Source organism: Paenibacillus sp. JNUCC32 (genome assembly GCF_014863545.1).
In the GTDB taxonomy this organism is placed as follows: domain Bacteria; phylum Bacillota; class Bacilli; order Paenibacillales; family Paenibacillaceae; genus Paenibacillus_AQ; species Paenibacillus_AQ lautus_A.
The window spans coordinates 5749787-5768392 of the sequence record NZ_CP062260.1; the positions used below are offsets into that span (position 1 = coordinate 5749787).

General features: G+C 46.5%; 10 protein-coding genes. 9 read left to right on the top strand and 1 reads right to left on the bottom strand.

The window, feature by feature from the left end; genetic code table 11:
• Positions 1-63: 63 nt before the first annotated feature.
• Positions 64-471, top strand: coding sequence for a DUF7668 domain-containing protein (locus tag JNUCC32_RS25445; protein ID WP_192570174.1), 408 nt, complete (start codon positions 64-66; stop codon positions 469-471).
• A gap of 263 nt (positions 472-734) precedes the next feature.
• On the opposite strand, the gene JNUCC32_RS25450 is transcribed toward JNUCC32_RS25445, so the two are convergent.
• Complete coding sequence (locus JNUCC32_RS25450; protein WP_192570175.1) at positions 735-1910, bottom strand: ROK family transcriptional regulator; 1176 nt, start codon at positions 1908-1910, stop codon at positions 735-737.
• A gap of 331 nt (positions 1911-2241) precedes the next feature.
• Here JNUCC32_RS25450 and JNUCC32_RS25455 point away from each other — a divergent pair, with 331 nt between their 5' ends.
• The 8 genes from JNUCC32_RS25455 (at position 2242) to JNUCC32_RS31640 (ending at position 18425) form a co-directional block, all read left to right on the top strand.
• The gene (locus JNUCC32_RS25455) at positions 2242-2826 is read left to right on the top strand and encodes a YdcF family protein (protein ID WP_192570176.1); all 585 of its coding nucleotides are present in this window, start codon (positions 2242-2244) and stop codon (positions 2824-2826) included.
• A 195-nt stretch (positions 2827-3021) separates the two neighbouring features.
• Positions 3022-4497, top strand: coding sequence for an ABC transporter substrate-binding protein (locus JNUCC32_RS25460; RefSeq protein WP_192570177.1), 1476 nt, complete (start codon positions 3022-3024; stop codon positions 4495-4497).
• A gap of 126 nt (positions 4498-4623) precedes the next feature.
• Positions 4624-5574: a carbohydrate ABC transporter permease gene (locus JNUCC32_RS25465; RefSeq protein ID WP_192570178.1), complete on the top strand. Its 951-nt coding sequence runs from the start codon at positions 4624-4626 to the stop codon at positions 5572-5574.
• 29 nt (positions 5575-5603) lie between these two features.
• Positions 5604-6440, top strand: coding sequence for a carbohydrate ABC transporter permease (locus tag JNUCC32_RS25470; RefSeq protein WP_096777233.1), 837 nt, complete (start codon positions 5604-5606; stop codon positions 6438-6440).
• Complete coding sequence (locus tag JNUCC32_RS25475; RefSeq protein ID WP_192570179.1) at positions 6437-7201, top strand: Cof-type HAD-IIB family hydrolase; 765 nt, start codon at positions 6437-6439, stop codon at positions 7199-7201. Before JNUCC32_RS25470 ends, JNUCC32_RS25475 begins: the two co-directional genes overlap by 4 nt.
• A 41-nt stretch (positions 7202-7242) precedes the next feature.
• The gene (locus JNUCC32_RS25480; protein WP_192570180.1) at positions 7243-8352 is read left to right on the top strand and encodes an SGNH/GDSL hydrolase family protein; all 1110 of its coding nucleotides are present in this window, start codon (positions 7243-7245) and stop codon (positions 8350-8352) included.
• A gap of 104 nt (positions 8353-8456) precedes the next feature.
• Positions 8457-14522, top strand: a complete 6066-nt coding sequence (locus tag JNUCC32_RS25485) for a CehA/McbA family metallohydrolase (RefSeq protein ID WP_192570181.1) — start codon at positions 8457-8459, stop codon at positions 14520-14522.
• A gap of 414 nt (positions 14523-14936) precedes the next feature.
• Positions 14937-18425, top strand: coding sequence for a collagen binding domain-containing protein (locus tag JNUCC32_RS31640; RefSeq protein WP_228468822.1), 3489 nt, complete (start codon positions 14937-14939; stop codon positions 18423-18425).
• The last annotated feature ends 181 nt before the right edge of the window (positions 18426-18606 follow it).

Consider the following 18606-nt stretch of genomic DNA (forward strand, 5'->3'; position numbering starts at 1 on the left):
GGAGCAGTGAAAGGACGGTCTCCGTAAGATACATATGATTCTGGAGATAAAGGAGCACATGGTATGCTTAAACGGGTGTTAGGCAAAGAGGAAGATGTTATTCGGGCGTTCGCAAAAGAGATTGTTGACTCCATCGCAGATGGACGATATGAGGAAATTGCCCGAAACGTTGATGATATGCAGAATTGGGACGTTAAGCTATTAAAAGAGGTCATCGAGAGTTTTAAGGAAGATAATGAGTTGGAACAGATCGATAGGTTTGATGTAGCATGCACCTTTAGGCCTGTTTATAAAGATGGCAGTGTTTATCAACAAGAATCTTTCTATCACTTTAACGATGGAAGCGGAATTGCTTACGAATATGCATTGACGACCGATGGCGAACCTAATGATTTGACTTTGAGCGTTGAGTTTCACGTTGAAGGTGACTATTTGAAAGTCATTTTTGAGAGTGGGATTACTGTACTTTAATAACATCGTATTTAAGAACAACAAGGTACCAAATACGGCTACGAATATGCACAGCTATTTGTTGGCTGATGCATCCTGCCGCTTGCAGGATTGTTCCTGGTCTGAAGAAAAAGGCATAAGGATAAAGGTTATTGAAGCAGGCCATCTGCAAGTTTACAGAGGGCCTGCTTTTACTTATAGTCCAGAAATCAAGGTATCCTACCGTGCAAAAATCTAACGGAAGAACTCCATCCAAGGGGGAGAGAATTCATGAAGGGGCGCAATCAAAGAGATAAAGTATCCAGCGGTATTTCAAATGCGCGTTTAATAACTAACCCGGCAGCAAGCTTGGTTTCATCCGGTTTGTCCTGAAGGTGGATTAATTGTACGTTATTAACTGTCACAGGCAACTGGTGCATCACCCTAGCTTTAATCTCGTTGAACATTTCGGGACTGATGGTAGGAATGACTCGGCCAGTCATAAGCAGGCTGTCTGGATTGATAAATGTAATGATATTGGTAACGGCGATCGCGATGCCATCGACAATTTTTTCGTATAAACCAAGGAACTTAGGATCTCCTGTTCTTATGCCTTCTGCGAACTCCTCTAGTGTGCATTTGATGGAAACACTAAGTCCGCTGCTGGAAGCCAGCGTCGTTAAGCATCCGGATCTGCCGCAATGGCATGGATAGGCATCTTCTCCATAGAAGCCTTTATAATGCCCGAATTCACCTGCAACAAAGCTTGATCCTGCAATAATTTGTTTATCATGGACGATCGCGCCGCCTGTACCATAATCAAACTTGATGGTGATATTGTTATTGGAATCCTTCAAGCAGCCGTTCATATTCTCGTTGACAGAGAGAAGATTGACATCGTTCTCGATATACACGGGTATGTCATATTTGTCTTCAAGCAGCTGCTTGAGCGGCAGGCGATGAACGCCTATGCCGGGTGTCCGCAGAACGATGCCATGCTGAGAATCTACCAGGCCCTGCATACTGATTCCGATCCCTTTTACTTTGGAGGCGTTGGGCACCTGGGTGAGCAGCTCATCGATAACTTCATGCAACAGCTGCATCAGCACATCTATAGAACCATATTTGTTGATCGTGCGTTCAGCGGATGCGACAGCTTCTTGACGCAGGTTGAACACTTTTCCGCGAATGTATTTGCCGGCGAGCTCAAGCCCGATGGCATAAAAATGGCCGCTGTTGATATGAAGGCCGACTCTTTTCCTTCCGCTGCCTGCCTCCAAGTCCATAAGCTCCCCTGTCACGATTATTTTTTCCTTCAACAGGCGATTCACGATGTTGGTTACCGTTTGTCTGCTTAGTCCAGTCTTTTCCGCAAGCTCTACGCGAGAGATCGGCCCCTCTGAATAAATGAGAAAAAGAACCTTCTGCTGATTTATTGATTTTAATAACATATGGCTGGTTTGTTTAACCGAATCACTCACGATATGCATCCTCTTTCCAACAACGTTTTATATAATATAGATTCAAAACATTTGACAAATTAGGAACATACTTTGCTTCAAGTGTAGCATTAATACGAGGCGAATAAAAGTTGCAAGTTCGTTTAATTCAACTAACGTACATTTTTAAATTTCTTAAAAACGATGATAGATGGCGGTTTTATGCAGCATGATACAATCAGTACGGAAACTTTCAATCCAAAAACAATGAAAAAAACGCAGCCAATTGTATTGACATTGTGATAAAAAAGGATATTATATTTGTAAACTGATTTGATTAAATACAATAATTTGACGCCTAGAGGAGTAAGTAATGGTATGGATTGGATGGATCATTGCAATAGCAGCGATGACGGTGCTGACTTACATATGCTGGCTGCATGCAGTTATGTTACAACCTGGTAAAGCAGATGCACTTATTGTACTTGGCTATGTATCTAAAGACGGCCGAATACACCCGTTGCTTAAAGAAAGACTGGATGAAGCGTACAAACTATTTCGGCAGTATGGGCACAAATATATCATTGTATCGGGGGGAGCGGTTGGTTCACGTCGCTCGGAAGCGGAGCTGATGAAGAAGTACCTGATTGAGAAGGGCGTCCCAGCAAAAAGAGTGTTAGAAGAAGACAAGTCAAACAACACCGTTCAAAATTTAATCTTTAGCAAGCAATTGATGGAGCAGTACCAGCTAAAATCTTTTGTTATCATAACCAATTTATTTCATGTCCGCCGCACGAAGTATATTATGCATCGTCTTGGCATAAAGGGCGGATTCTGCGCCAATCGAAGCCTTAGAAGCATCGTGGGATTCCAGCTTAAATTAACATTTTTGGAGATTCGAGCATTTCGATTAACTCTCCCTATTATTAAGAGGGTCATCAATGATCAAAACGATTGACAAAAAGGTTGACAACTGGCCGTTTAATAATTAAAATGTAAGCGTTTCCAGAATATATGGGAGGTGAGGCTTAAAAGGCCAAAGCCAGTACTTATTTACAAATTATTTACCCTGATTTGATTGCTGATTAACAAATCATAGTTATGCTTAAATAGTTAATCCAATTTATTTATTAATTAACGGGGGAGCGAAATAATGTTTAATGGAAAAATGAGACGATTCATGAGCACGGGTGTTGCAGCGGCATTATCATTAGCCATGCTGGCTGGTTGCGGTGGAAACAGCGGAAAGAACGAGGCTAGTCCAAGTACAACTCCTGCTGGTTCGGATAAGCCGGGTGTATCTGCAGAAGTAGAAGTTTATGAGAATGGATTGCCGAAGAATGAGGAAGTAACGCTAAAGGTAGGCTTCTTTGTAGGAGGATATGGCCGGGAGTGGTTCGATTATGCAGTTGAATCGTTCACAGCCAAGTATCCAAATGTCAAAGTAGACATCACGGCTTCAGCTGATATGAAGACGATTCTTTCTACAAAAATCTCTGCGGGCAATGATAATGACATGTTTGATCTATTTAATACAGATCCAGCGGGGGGTATTGTGGGGCTCGCTGAAGCCGGCAAGCTTGAACCAATGGATGACATTTGGGAATACCCTCTTCCAGACGTGCCGGACAAAAAGGTCAAGGATCTTATGATGCCGGGCATGTACGAGTCAACGCAGCTGATCAATGGGAAAAGATATGAATTTACGACGGCGAGCAGCTTTGGCGGGTTGTTTTTTAATAAAAAGCTATTCGAAGAGCATGGCTGGAACCAAAACCCGAACACATGGGATGAATTTAAAGCACTTCTAGCAGACATTAAAGCGGACGGCATTGCTCCCATAACGTTCCCGGGTATTCATCCAAGCTACCATAACTGGGCTTTCGGAACAGCCAAAAATTTTGAGCTGGCTGATATCAATGGCCATGTGGATGAATTTATCGAAAATTATAGAACCTATGGTCTGCCGCAATACACAAATCCGGAGACAGTTGAAACCTGGCAGCGCATCTATGAGCTTGGGAAGCTGGGATATTTTGCAGAAGGACTTCCGGCATTGAACCATACGCAATCGCAAATGCAGGTTATTCAGGGACAAGCGGCGATGGTATCGACAGGGACTCATGTCGAGAATGAGATGAAGGAAGCAACACCCGAGGATTTCGATTGGGGCTTCATGGCTGTTCCTTTCAGAGACGACACAAATCAAACGCTTTGGATTCGAAGCGGAACTTCAAACTTCAACTATATCTGGGCAGCTAAGCCGGAGCTTAACAAAAAGTGGGCCAAAGAATTGATCACATGGATGGTTACGCTTGAAAATCAACAATTTGCTGCTGAAAAGGCAGGCGCTTTGCCAATGCGCAAGGATTTGACGGAAGACCCTGCCAGAACGGCTAACCTTTCCAGTTCCGCCCAATCTGTTCTGAAGTACATTGCGGATAATAATGCTCAAACTTATAAAGCAAGCCGGTCTATCAGTATTTCCGATCCGAATCTTGCTCAAGCGGAAAAATTATTGAATGAGAATATTGTTAAATTTGCTATGGGTATGCAGGATCCGAAACCGATTCTGGAGCAAGCCGAAGAGCTGCTGAAGAAAGCTGTAGAGGCTGAAAAGAAAAAATAAGACGTGATGGAGCGGGGAGGACTCATCTCCGCTCTTCCGTTTTAACTTCTGCGACCCTATAGGCTTCACATAGTACGTGTTCAAAAGTCGGATTTTCACGTCCAGTAAGATAGGAGTTGATCTTTCGTGTCTGATTTAACCGCTGTGAAGACACCAAGGCCCTCTGTGCTGCGCAAACTGGGTCTTGATAAAGCGAATACGCAGAAGTGGATATTTCTGTTCATAGCCATTGTGCCTCCCTTTGGCGGATATTTGCTTTTCACGTTGTTTCCGAACATCTTATCCGTTTATTATGCGCTGCTTAATTGGGACGGGTTTACGGATGCAACGTTTGTCGGGTTGTCCAATTTCGTCAACGCATTTCAAGATAAATACGTGTGGCGCGCGCTTACCCACAACTTGATTTTAATGATAACGGTGCCCTTCTTTGTTATTATCATCTCTTTGATACTTGCCTATTTAATTACAAATAAATCGTATAAAGAAAATAAGTTTTTGAAGATATTGTTTTTCTTTCCGAATGTTTTATCTACGGTCGTAGTCGCGCTCCTCTGGGCTTTTATTTATGACGGATCGTACGGTTTGCTGAATGGGCTTCTAAAGTTCATTGGCGTTGATACCGGTAATTTCTATTGGCTGGGCAATGAAAATACGGCGCTTGCGTCGATTATCCCGGCATGGGTATGGGGCGGCGTCGGCTTGTACGTCATTATCTTTGCCAATGCGATGCTGGCGATTCCAAAGTCATTGTACGAGGCGGCGATTCTTGAAGGGGCCGGACATATGACGCGTTTGTTTAAAATTACAATGCCGCTTGTTACGCCCATTATTCGGGTCAGCGCTTTGTTCCTGGTCGTGGGCACGATGAAGGGTTTTGAAATCATCCTCATTATGACAAACGGGGGCCCATTCGGGTCGACGGATGTCATCGGCCTCTACATGTTTAACTTGGCTTTTGGCGTAGAGTATCGGAATTACGGCTACGCTTCCGCAGTCGGTATGATCCTGTTCGTCATATTAGTAACGGCAAAGCTGTTAATCGATAAATTTGTGCCGAACAAAGGCTACGAGTATTAGTTTCCATATGAAGTTCGGAGGGATAAAGTTTGAAGGAAAAACGAACGTTTATGGACGTTGTGTGGCGTGTGCTGCTTTATGCTTGGTCGCTGACCATATTATTTCCTTTAGCCTGGGTTATCTATGAATCGTTAAAAAGCAATCCTGAGTTTTTTAAAGATATATGGGCGCTGCCTTCGGAACTAAGATGGCAGAATTATTCGAAGGCTTGGAATCAATACGGTTTTGGGCAATCACTCTTAAATACCCTTTATTATGTTGGCGGAAGTCTGGTGCTTGGGCTTTTCTTTACGACAATTAACGCCTATGCGCTTACTCGAATGCAGTTCAAAGGCAGAAAATTGATTTGGGGCTTGATTATGTTGTCCCTGTTCCTGCCTGGCATCAATGCGCTTGTACCCCAGTATGTCATTATGCGGGAACTGAGTTTGACCAATAGCTTGACCGGATTAATTCTTCTGTCCAGTCTAGGTGAAAGCGTGTTCTATCTTATGCTGCTCGGAGGGTTTATGAGCTCTCTGCCGATGGAGCTTGAGGAGAGCGCAACGATGGATGGCGCTACATTATTCCAAAAGTTTTGGCGTGTTATCGTTCCTTTGTCTACACCGGGAATTGTAACCGTTGGCGTATTCAAGTTCTTAGGGTTCTATAACAATTTCTTAGCGCCGTTCATCTATTTGAGCGATCCCAAGAAATATCCCATTGCGGTGCAAATGTATTCTGCGAATAAGCAAATGGAGTTTACTGCGGATTGGGTGACTTTGTTTGCCGGTGTAACCATTGCGATGGTACCGTCCATTATTATTTATATCTTATTCCAAAAACTTCTTATGGAAGGCGCGACCATGGGGGCGGTGAAGGGATGAATACTGCAGAGCAAGTGAAGGCGAAATATAAGCTGATTGCATTGGATCTGGACGGGACGCTTCTGACGGATGAAAAGCACATTACGGATGAGACCAAAAAGTGGCTTCAATATGCAGTAGATCAGGGTGTTAAAGTCATGTTCTCCACCGGGAGAGGCTTGCAAACTGCCAAGGGCTTCTGGGATGAGCTTGGGCTCGATTCCCCCATGGTGCTGCTCAATGGAGCAGAAGTTTGGGAGGGACCGGGCAGGCTTAAAAAGCGAGTCTTCCTCCCTCGGGACACGGTCCGCGATATGCACGCCATTGCTGCCAAGCGGGGCGAGTGGTACTGGGGCTACAGCGTGGAAAGCTTGACGGGCGACAAGGAATGGACGCCGGAGATGTTCGAACGGGATTGGATGAAATTCGGCATTGGCAGCAATGATCAGCGGAAGCTTGCGGAAATTAAGGAAGAGCTGCTCAGTTGGGGCACGCTCGAGGTTACCCATTCGGCTCTTACTAATATGGAGATTTCAGTTAAAGGCATTACAAAGGAAAGCGGAGTGCGCGAGGTTTGTCAGACGCTGGGCTTCTCGATGTCCGATGTCATTGCTATGGGGGACAGTGATAATGACGCGAAGCTGCTGAAGGCGGCAGGTCTCGGTGTTGCGATGGCCAACGGTGAAGAGCATATCAAATCCATAGCGGACGTAATCACGGCTACCAACAACGAGGACGGCGTTGCTCTGGCGATTCGAAAATATGTATTCCAAATGGAGTAAACGCAGCTTTGCTAGTAAATATAATGAGGGAGTAGAAATAGATGACCGTTCAATCGAAAGAGATAAACTTAGATCAACTGGGCGGAACTATACACCAGGAGACAACTAATGGCGAAGAGTTGAGATGGCATTCTCCGTTGGAAGCGCCCTTTCACATCGCGGGCTTCCCTTGGCTTGCACAGGATGGGATATACAGACGCCTGCCCTTGGCTTCCGAGGCTGTCTTGCCTCCCGCGGTTGATACGCTTGCTTATTGTACGGCAGGCGGGCAAATTCGCTTTCGCACGAATTCTTCAAGGCTGGTCATAAGGGTACGCCTTGCCGGACCGGCCAATATGTACCATATGCCGCCTACAGGGCAGTGCGGGGTTGACTGCTATCTTGGGGAGCCGGGAGAGCAGAGCTTTATCACCACGGCTAAATTCAAACCAACGGAAAGTGAATATGAATCACAGCTTTATCAGTGGGATTCCAAAAAAGATGTGGCCGTCACCTTAAATTTACCGCTCTATCAAGGGGTAGAAGAGGTGTGGATCGGTGTAGATAAGGATGCTGTCATAAGCGATGCACCTGCCTATGCAAGCAGTAGACCCGTTATTATATATGGAACTTCGATTACGCAAGGGGGATGCGCCTCCCGGCCGGGTATGGCTTATTCTAATATTCTCAGCCGTATGATTCCGGTGGAGTTCGTCAATCTTGGCTTCTCGGGGAATGGAAAGGGCGAGCCGGAGCTCGCGCATATCATGTCGGAAATCGATGATCCGGCTCTATTCATTCTTGATTATGAAGGGAATACGGGCGAGGCCGGTAACATTGCACGAACGCTGCCTGCCTTCATCCAAATTTTGAGAGAGCGGCATCCCGAAGTTCCTATATTAGTAGTCTCTAGGATTTACACTGCGGAAGACCAGTTCTATGTGGAGAGAAGGGGGCTTCATGATCGCCGCAGGCTGATTCAGATCGAGCATGTGGAACAGAGGATGGCAGAAGGAGACCGTAATATCCATTTCGTTGACGGCTTTAAGCTGCTGGGCGATGATTTCGTCGTAAATGATTGTACGGTTGACGGAACACATCCAACGGACCTCGGGTTTTTGCGCATGGCACAGTCGCTAGCACCAATCATTAAGCCATTGTTGCAACTGTGATTAACAAGATAGAGGATAGAACAGCCTTCAGACTGCATTTTTTGGTTTAGGGGCTGTTTGTTTATCAGTCAGACACTTTAAGCCGAAAAAGGAGAGGGTTTTGAGTGAAGTCCCAAAGAAGAAGACTACCTTTTATTGTGATGGCTTGTATGATTGCGGGGGTTGTTAGTCTTTATTACGGCATTAATGTATTCGCGGCGTCTTCAGAGACAGAGAATGGTGTCTCTAAAAAAGATAGAGCTAAGTATTTAGGAGCTTCACTGTTCAAAGGTCATATGCATTCCCATACTTCTCTCAGTGACGGGATCTTGCTGCCTAATGATGCTTATAATTTTGTGAAAAGTAATACAGATTTTGATTTTTTTGCAGTGACGGAACACGACGTGACCTATGACATCAGTACGGGCAGTGACTTTATTACGAATGTTCAAGACTCTTATTCAGAAGAATACAAGCTGCTGCATGAGCAATCCGATGCTCACAATCATGATCACGAATTTATTACGCTGCCGGGTACGGAAGTGACTTGGTATGATGAAGCAGGCCATATCAACTTATTTAATGCCCCATGGTTTGCAAGAACACATGGAGTGGGTGCGGATGGCACTTGGGGCTGGAGCGACATCAAATATGATCTGCCAACCTTTTACGCAAGACTTGCCCAAGATCCGAATGCGATTGCGCAATTTAATCATCCACGATCATCAGGAAATTGGAGTTTCAATGAATTTAAACACTATAACCGGGAAGTTGACAGAAACCTTAATCTGATGGAATACAAATCGTCCAATGATTTTGCAATCTATACCAAGGCATTAGATCGAGGCTGGCATGTTTCTCCTGTGTTTGGCGGGGACGAGCACAAAGGAAATTGGGGAATGGTTCAACCCCATGTGACCGGTATGTGGGGGAAAAAGCTTACTAGAGAAGGCCTTTACGAGGCGATGCGAAACCACCGCACCTATGTATCATTTGATCGCAACTTAGAAATGGCGGTTTCAGCCAAAGGTCGGATGATGGGGTCGATTCTTCCGGCCAAAACAAAGAAAATTAATCTCAAGATACAGATAAGTGACCCTGATGCAAACGATGTGTTGGATAAAGTCGTTGTTTACAAAAACAGCGGTGAAATTATCAAGGAGTACGGCAATATTGCCAGCAATCAATTTAATCAGGAAGTATCCTTAGCAAGTAAAGATGGGGACTACTTCCTCGTGAGAGCTTTCCAAGTGGACGGTGAAGAAGCTATAAGTGCTCCAATATGGATTGGTGATGAAACGAGGGGCACGGTGCATGCGCCTGAAATTAAGGTTCATGGACAATATCCGGATACTATTAAGCTTGGGGATCAGGTAGAAGTGCTGGGCGCTTCGGCGACAGATCACAGCGGTCAATCTTTATCGGTGGAAGCCATCGTTCTAAATGATAAGGGAGAAGTGGCGGCTCTAAATCAGCATTTCAAGGTCGACATGTACGGAGAGTATTTCATTAAGTATGTAGCAACCGACGCTCAAGGAAATACGCGTGTTGAACTTATTCGAATCCTTGTTGATCAGCAAAATCTGGATGCCGATATCATTTTAAATGAATTTCAACCCATTGTTAATGTAGGTGGGAATGAACGTGAAGTAAGAATAAATGTAGTGACGGATAAGGCATTAGAAACGTCGTATGTTCAGTACAAACCTGAGTCCGAGACGACGTGGGACAATGCGGAAGTAGTACAAGCGGAAGTCTCTTATTTTCAAGTCGCCTATGGTGATACGTTTGCCAAGAGTAACTATCGGGTGCTTGCAGCTCATGAAGCGAATGTAACAGATCTCGGCTTAGGGACTACGTATGACTATCGGTATGGAATGTCGCCGACTGGACCTTGGAGCGACAGTTATAGCTTTAGGACCGCACCAGCTTCAGAGGAAGCCGTTATGTATGTGATGGGCGATCTTGGAGTTCCGGATCGAAATCCGGAAAGCTTCCAGCTCTTTAACAATATGCTGGACGTTCTGCAGGAGAAGAATTCAAACGGACAGACGGTGATTCAAGTCGGAGACTTGGTCGAACTAGGCGGCAATCATTATGCTTGGAATGATGTGTTTAACAACATTTACAACAACGATATGGGGCTAGTATCTGCTCATATCGTCGGGGATCGTGAACATGCGACGGAGCGGAAATTCGGGCCATTCTCCGGGTTTTTCAACCTGCCGAAGAATGGCGAAGGCAGTTATCGGGAAACGAATTATTCGTTTGATTATGGCGATATGCACATTGCTGTTCTGAATTCCGTGGTGGATTTCGACAAGCAGCTGTCATGGCTGGAAAAAGATTTGCGGGCAACCGACAAGAAGTGGAAAATCGTTATGGGGCACTATCCTTATTATGGCGGTCAATCAGGTGATGAGACCGGTATGGACATGATGAGAGTGAAATTGTCTCAAGCCTTTGAACGGCTTGGTGTCAGTCTGTACATTGGCGGTCATGATCATGTGTATAAACGGACAACCATACGAAACGGTGTAAAAGATATATCGGAAGAAGCGATGAATCTAGGTACAACCTTTGTGACAGTTGGTTCATCAGGTCCAACGTTCTATGATAACAAATCGTTTGACTGGGATCATATCGTATATGATGAAAATAAGCAGACAGGTGTTATTTTAGAATCAAACGATCAATCTCTCACGTTGAAAGCCTACAACAGCGACGGTGTTGAAATTGATTCATTTACGATTAAACAACCTGCAAATTATATGAACTTAACAAGCGCAATAATAGAAAATAACGTCTTGAAGGGCGTCGGGGTCCTGAATTATCCGAACTCGCCTGAACGTGTCACCGTTATCGGGGAAAAGCGGGATCATACAGGTGAACAGCTGCTGGAAACGGTTATTCAAGAAGCAACGCTAGAACATCTCGGACGTGAACAAATCATCTTATTTGACAACCCTCTTGCATTTGGCGATGAACATACGATCGTCGTAAGAGTGGTTAATAATCCAATCGATCAAGAGCCGTTAACGGAACCGTTAATAGCTAAAGAAGGCATGCTGGGCGATGGTTCGGAAGGCAACCCCTATCAAATCAAAAGTGCCAGTGGACTCAATAAAATGCATGAGTTCCCGGACAAACATTTTGTTTTAGCTCAAGACATTGACGGTAAGGGCATGTTTTTTGAAGCCATTGGCGTGAATGGCACTCCATTCACGGGTACGTTTGATGGGCAAGGGCATACGATTACAGGCGTTATAGTCTCCTCGGGCGGCGCGGGCCTCTTTGCTATTAATGAAGGGGCGATTCGTAATGTAGGAATCACCCATGCCGACATTGATGTTCGCCGAAGTAATATTGGGATCCTGGTTGATCAGAATGATGGGATCGTAGAATATGCCTACAGTACCGGATCTATTCGAGGCAATTCTACGGTTGGCGGTCTTGTGGGCTACTCGAACGGTATCGTTAGAAACAGTTATTCAACAGCTCGAGTCCATGCGCGAGGCAAGCAAGCCGGCGGCTTGATCGGGATTACGAACCGAGGGAGTACAACAGAACAGGTCTATGCAACCGGAGCCGTAATAGCAGAAGAATCAAATGCTGGCGGCATCAGCGGATACGGATATAACAATACAGTTATTCGAAATAGTATGGCATTAAATCCATCTATTGTTACAGGTACTGCATCGAATCGAATCGTCGGCAGAGTACTAGCTGGGGAGACGGCAACTTTAGTCAATAATTACGCCGATGAAAATATGTTTGTTAGCAGTGAGAACGTTACGGCGAATGATCCGAACAATGAGAAAGGACAGGGTGTCGGTGCAGAAGCATTCTCGAAGCCATCCTTTTTCATTGAGACTCTCGGTTGGGATTTTGATACGATCTGGATCTGGAACGAAGATGCCAAACGTCCGTTACTGCAAAGTAATTTGGAGCAAATTAACGAAGACAATATCCCAAAACCGAAGCTTGATCGGAATGAAGAGGGGTACTACATCATTCGCTCGATTCAAGAATTAAAAACGATATCCGAATTCCCAAATGAGAATTATATATTGGAGGATGATCTTGATTTTGAAGGGCGGCTATTTGAACCTCTATTTAAAGCGACGCCATTCCTTGGCACGTTTGATGGGAACAATAAATCCTTAACCAATTTTAATTCAGAAAATGGCGGCTTATTTCATCTCAATGGCGGAACCATTAAAAACATAGCTATGGTAGATGCAAGCGTCACTGGCGGAAGTAATATAGGCATACTCGTTAATACAAACAACGGAACGGTAGAGAATAGTTATGTCACGGGCTCAATCGAAGGTTCCAGTACCGTGGGCGGTCTAGCGGGTTATTCCAATGGCATCGTGAGAAACAGCTATTCTACGGCAGATGTAACGGCCCAGCTGAACCAAGCTGGCGGTCTAATCGGAATTACGAACTCAGGCAGCTTAACGGAAAACGTGTATGCATCCGGAGCCGTTCAGGCGCTTAGAAGCAACGCAGGCGGAGTGACTGGCTACGGTTATAATGATACGGTTGTTAGAAACGTGATTGCTCTTAACCCTTCCGTCGTGACGCCGACGATGGCGAACCGCGTGGTAGGACGAGTCCTTGCCGGGCATACGGCAACGCTTCAGAATAATTATGCGTTCGATGGCATGATTGTGGATAAAGAAGGCGAGAGTATTGCCGCTGCTGACAACAGAAAGGGTTTGGGGCTTTCTCAGCAGCAGGTTGAAGACCCTAACACGTATACCGATCGACTGAACTGGGATTTTGAGTCGGTTTGGATGTGGAATGATGCTTTAAAGCGTCCGGTATTGAGCAGTAACCCTGAAGAGGCAAGCGAGCCTGTCGTGCCTTTGGAAAGAAATGAAGCTGGTTATTACCGAATCAAGTCCATTGAAGATCTGAATGTTATGGAAGCCTTCCCGGCAGAAAAGTATATTTTGGACCATGATTTGGATTACGCAGGACAACCGGCTGAGCCACTTTTTAAAGATGTATCGTTCACCGGTGTTTTGGATGGCGACGGGAAGAAAATAGTCAACTTTAATTCCTCGAGCGGCGGCTTAGTCCATCTTAATGGCGGAGTGATTAAAAATATAGCCATGATCGATGCCGGCGTCACTGGCGGGAGCAGAATAGGCATACTCGTCAACACGAACAATGGCGAGATAGAGAATAGTCTTTCAACAGGCTCCATTACTGGCTCCAGCACAGTCGGCGGCCTAGTGGGCTATTCCAATGGCATCGTAAGAAACAGCTATTCTACCGCGGATGTAACCGCTCAGGTAAGTCAGGCCGGCGGCCTAATCGGAATTACGAACTCGGGCAGCCTAACAGAAAACGTGTATGCGTCTGGAACCGTTCGGGCGATGACGAGCAATGCGGGCGGAGTGACTGGATACGGATACAATGATACGGTCGTCAGAAATGTCATTGCCCTGGGCCCTTCGGTTACGGCGCCAACGATGGCGAACCGGGTGATGGGACGAGTTCTTGCGGGGCACACCGCCACGCTCGAAAATAATTATGCATTTGACGGCATGATGGTTGATAAAGAAGGAGTCGCTGAGGGAGCATTAACAACCCTTAAAGGCTTAGGTCTAGCTGAAACTGAAATAGAGACTCCATCCACCTATACAGACAGGTTAGGGTGGGACTTTAACGCGATTTGGAGATGGGACGGTATGGGTAAACGACCTGTTTTACAATCGATATCAGAAGGCAACGGAGAAGAGCCGGTTCGCCTGATTGGGCTTGAGCTCGAGGGGCTACATACGCTGGCCGTTGGAGAGAGTGATCAAACGGTGACTACTGCAGTATACAGTGATGGAAGCCGTGAAAAGGTAGAGATAAACGTCACCTATACAAGCAGTGATCCAAGGATTGCGGAGATCAGCGTTAGCGGTGTAGTAAAGGCGAATTCGGAAGGAACCGTAATCATCACCACAGAGTATGACGGCTTGGTTTCATCCTATGAGCTAAAAACCTTGACTCCGAAACAAATCGATATGGAGAGAGTCGACCCAGGCATGGATTCTGGAGGCACGCTTCCTTTCACTTCTTCGGCCTTAATCGGAACTGGGGAGTGGTGGAGCGCGAATCAGCCGCACCCTCTTGCCTTAACGGCGGAGCAAGCCATAAGATCGTTTGAACGGCACCATATGTATTAGGCAGTTGAATGAAATGAGTCCGGTAATGATGCCGGGCTCATTTTCATTTATGACCGCAAGTGAACGTATTACTTTTTGAACAGCCCTCTTTCCGATAACTGAGATCGCTTTAGGGATATCCTCCCTCATGATCACTCCCAATCTATTATTGAGATTTGCAAGGAGAAGGCAAAAGCAATTCTTCACATTGTAGAGATTTTGTAGAGATTAGGTTTTTAAACTATGAAAAAGAAAGTGTGGACATTCGGAATAAGGGAGGAGGTATAAAAGGAGGGAACTCCGCAAGATTTCGATGAAGCAAAGGGCTGCTGGGATTAAGCAAACGGAAGATGTCTATTCGGTTGAGCGTAATCGGGTCGATGATCTTAGTGTCGCTAAAAATTTAGCAGCTCCGGGATGGAGGAGAAATAAGTTTTGAAACGAAAACGCAGCATAGGTAAAGCAATACTCTCTTTATGCTTGGCAATCATGCTTGTCTTGCAGACGGTGGCATTCTCTGTCACTGGATATGCGGATAGCGCGCCAAGCGATTCCGGGCCGGCGGCTGTTATCGAAGCGGATTTGCCGAGCGCGGACGAACCGACGTCAGTAACGGAAGCGGTGTATGATGAGCCGGCTTCCGCCCCGATGGCCTTAGCGGCTGGGCCAACGGATAAGACGAGTTTATTTATGGGTAAAAATGACCCTTTTCCGCTGACGGTTTCCCAAGGGGCTCCTTCGAGTGAGATAAAGTCTACTACAGCCCCTGGCTACGACCCGAACGTTGACAAGATCAACGGCAGGCAGACTTTTACAATCACGTCGGAAAGTCTCCGTGTGCCGATGCGGAGCGATGAAGGCATTGATGTGAATGAACCGAACACATACATCCAAAAAGGCGACTTCATTGAGTTAACGCAAGCGGATTGGTTCGAGGGCGTAACCTTGACGAACGCCACAACAGTTCTGAACGTCACCCTGTTCGGGCAAAACTACAAGCTGGGCACCGCCTATTTCACCGAGACCAGCATTAAGGTCGTTTTTGACGGCGATGATAGCTTATTCCTCCAAGGGAAAAATGTTTACTTCCGCTTTGACACCACGGCTAAGGCCGATGTGGCGGGAATGGGCTACGGCACGACGAAGCCCCTCGCCTTATTCGGGAGCGGCTACATGCTGGAAAACCCGGAAGTTACAGCGAAGTATAACATCAGCTTACGCTCCAACAGTAACACGGACAGCTTTGTGAGCTATACGCAGCAGCGAGGCAGGGTTGAGATATCCAGCACCGATTTCCAAGCCGGCAAAGTTAAATGGGAAGCGATCATCACAGCTACCGATATGGACGACGTGAACATCAAGCTGCCGCTGGACGGAACGATATTTTCCAATGATTTGGCTAATGTAGGCAATTATGTAACAGGTTCTTTCGAGGTAAAGGATGCCGCCAACAACGTCGTGACAGGAGCAACGCCGAACTATAACGGGAGCGAGCTGACCTACACCTTCCCTGACAATATCGGCGATACGGCAACCATCAACTTCGAAACCTGGATCCCAAAGGAAAAATATTACAAACAATATCGGTATAATGATAGTAGCTGGGACTTCAGCTCAACACAACAAGTAAGCAATGGTGCAACAACTGGTACGGCAACAAGCGCAGTAAAATTGCTGAAAGCGGACAATACGGAGCTGGCAACAAGTAATCTGTGGACTGTTGCGCTCAAGCCCGTCTGGATTCAGAAGGACGGCGTGCAGAACTACAAGGATAACACCATCACATGGACCATTACGGTCAACCATAATGGCAAATACAACAGGAAGCCTCTGCAAGACTTGGCAATAACGGATATCATCCCTGTAGGGCTCTCCTTCAAGTCAGCAACGTTTCAGAAGTCTGAAGCAAATGTATGGTCGGATATCAATACGATTACGACAAGGCCCGCAGACGATGTCTATTCCTTCGGACAAGTGGAAGGCCCGGTGAGGCTGGTCATTGTCACCGACATTACCGGCACTCAAACTAGCTTTACTAACAAGGCTACCGCCAAGTGGAATCTGGATCAGACAGACGGGAACGGGCAAAACAACGATATCGGGGTAACAGACCAGGCAACGGTCAACAAAGCGACCAATAGCCTGAGCAAGACGGCCAACGGCGGTGATTTGACATCAGGTACTTTAGGATGGAAGGTGACCGTTAAGCCGCTGGACGCGATGCCGGACGGGAACATTTATGACCTGCTCGTGTATGGAGATGGAAGCGACATAGACTGGAATAACGTTCAGGTCAGTCCACCCATCGATTCGGAACTCTTGACAGCAATACGAACCAAAAGTACGGCAAATCCAAGGTACTGGCAGCGGTATAAGCCGGGTTCCTTTAGCTCTGCCGATGGGTTAACTGAAAAAGTCTATACCATTACCCAAGATGGCAAGGCAGTCGCCGATATTCTGGCCGTCACCGGCCTTACAACCGGAGAAAAGGTACATACGTATACCTTTAATACTTTCTTGACGAACTGGAAGCACTTTGCACACAATTTAGGGAGTAATTTCTATAATCAGGTATCTCTGTTCGACGCTGGAACTTATGTAATGGGTGCAGGCTCGAACGCTAACGCTTTCAACAGCGGAATGCTATCCAAGGGGATGCTCTTTGCGTCAAAACCGGTGAATCCGACAACCGGCGTGGAAGATAATGTTGCGCCAAATCAGGTCAACAGTTTTATCTACTCTGGAAATGAGAAGGACTATTGGACAAGAGCGGCCTATGACCGGTCGACCAATACCGTAACCTTCCGTCTGTCGGTCAATGCCAACGGAATCAAAACCGAGGAAATGGCGCAGCATGGCGGCACGCATGTCGCACAAAATATTCAGGTGGTCGACATACTCCCCGAAGGCTGGGAGTTTAAACCTTATTCCGAGGGGAAAGCATTTGAGATTTATAAAGGGGCAAGAGCCGATTATGGGTTAAGGGTCGACGCTACTGCACCTGCTGTACCTATTGCCGATCCCGAAAATCTGGTAAGCTTTTCTGCCGCAGGCAACGTGGGGACATTTAGCTTTACGAAGTTGGAACAGCCTTACGTGATTTTGGTGAAGGCGGGTCCAACGGCGGCAACCCTCAAGCATTATGCCGAGGCCGGTCAGACAGAACAGACGGTATATAACAAGGCGGAGCTGCGCATCAAATGGGGAGACGAGGATACGGTAGTCGACGTCGAGCGGGATAACAAGACGCCCATTCAACGTAAAGTCATCATTCCTCCGTCAAAGTCCATAAACAAAACTGTGAAAAAAGCAGCGCCTGGCGTGCTGGAGTGGACCGTGGAATATGCCACGCCATTTACCGTGAAGGATACCGCCTACTTGCAGGATACGTTAGGCCAAGGACTTAAACTGCGCAATGATGAATTTGACCGACTCTCACTCCGAGCTCCCGATATGGCGGTCTATCCTGCCAAGCTAACGGCTAGCGGAGCTTTGGCGAAGGATGGTGAGGCTCTTGATCTGTACGCTCCAGACAGCGAGGTCAAGGTGGAGGCGAACAAGGAGACAGACGGGACAACGACTCTGACCTTCAAGATGGCGAACCCGAACAAGCTGTATCTGTTCGTCTACCAAACTGAAATCGACGGCACTGTACTGGGTGTCGGCGACAAAGCCGGCAACAATGTGCAGATGATGGGCGACGATGCCGCCAAGGATGTCGGCAGCCATGCAGAATACATGGTAGAAAGTGCGGATATTAGCGGAGGCGCCGGATGGCAGCCTATTCTGATGCTGAAAAAGGTCGATCCGGACGGCAAGCCGCTGCAAGGCGTAGAGTTTACGCTGTACAACAAGGACGGTTCGGTAGCTCGCGACAAGAATGGCGATCCGATCAGGGATTTACCGACAGCAAAGGCGAGCTGATTTTTAATGTTGAGGTAGGGCTGTACGATCTGAAAGAAACCTGGATCGACGAGACGACCTATCTGCCTACCGAGCGAGTTTATAACGTGCGTGTGTCCAGTACACCATTTAACCCTATCTGGGTGGACGGCAATCTGGTAGATAGTAAAAATCCGCTGGTCGTACCTACGCCTGCCCAAGG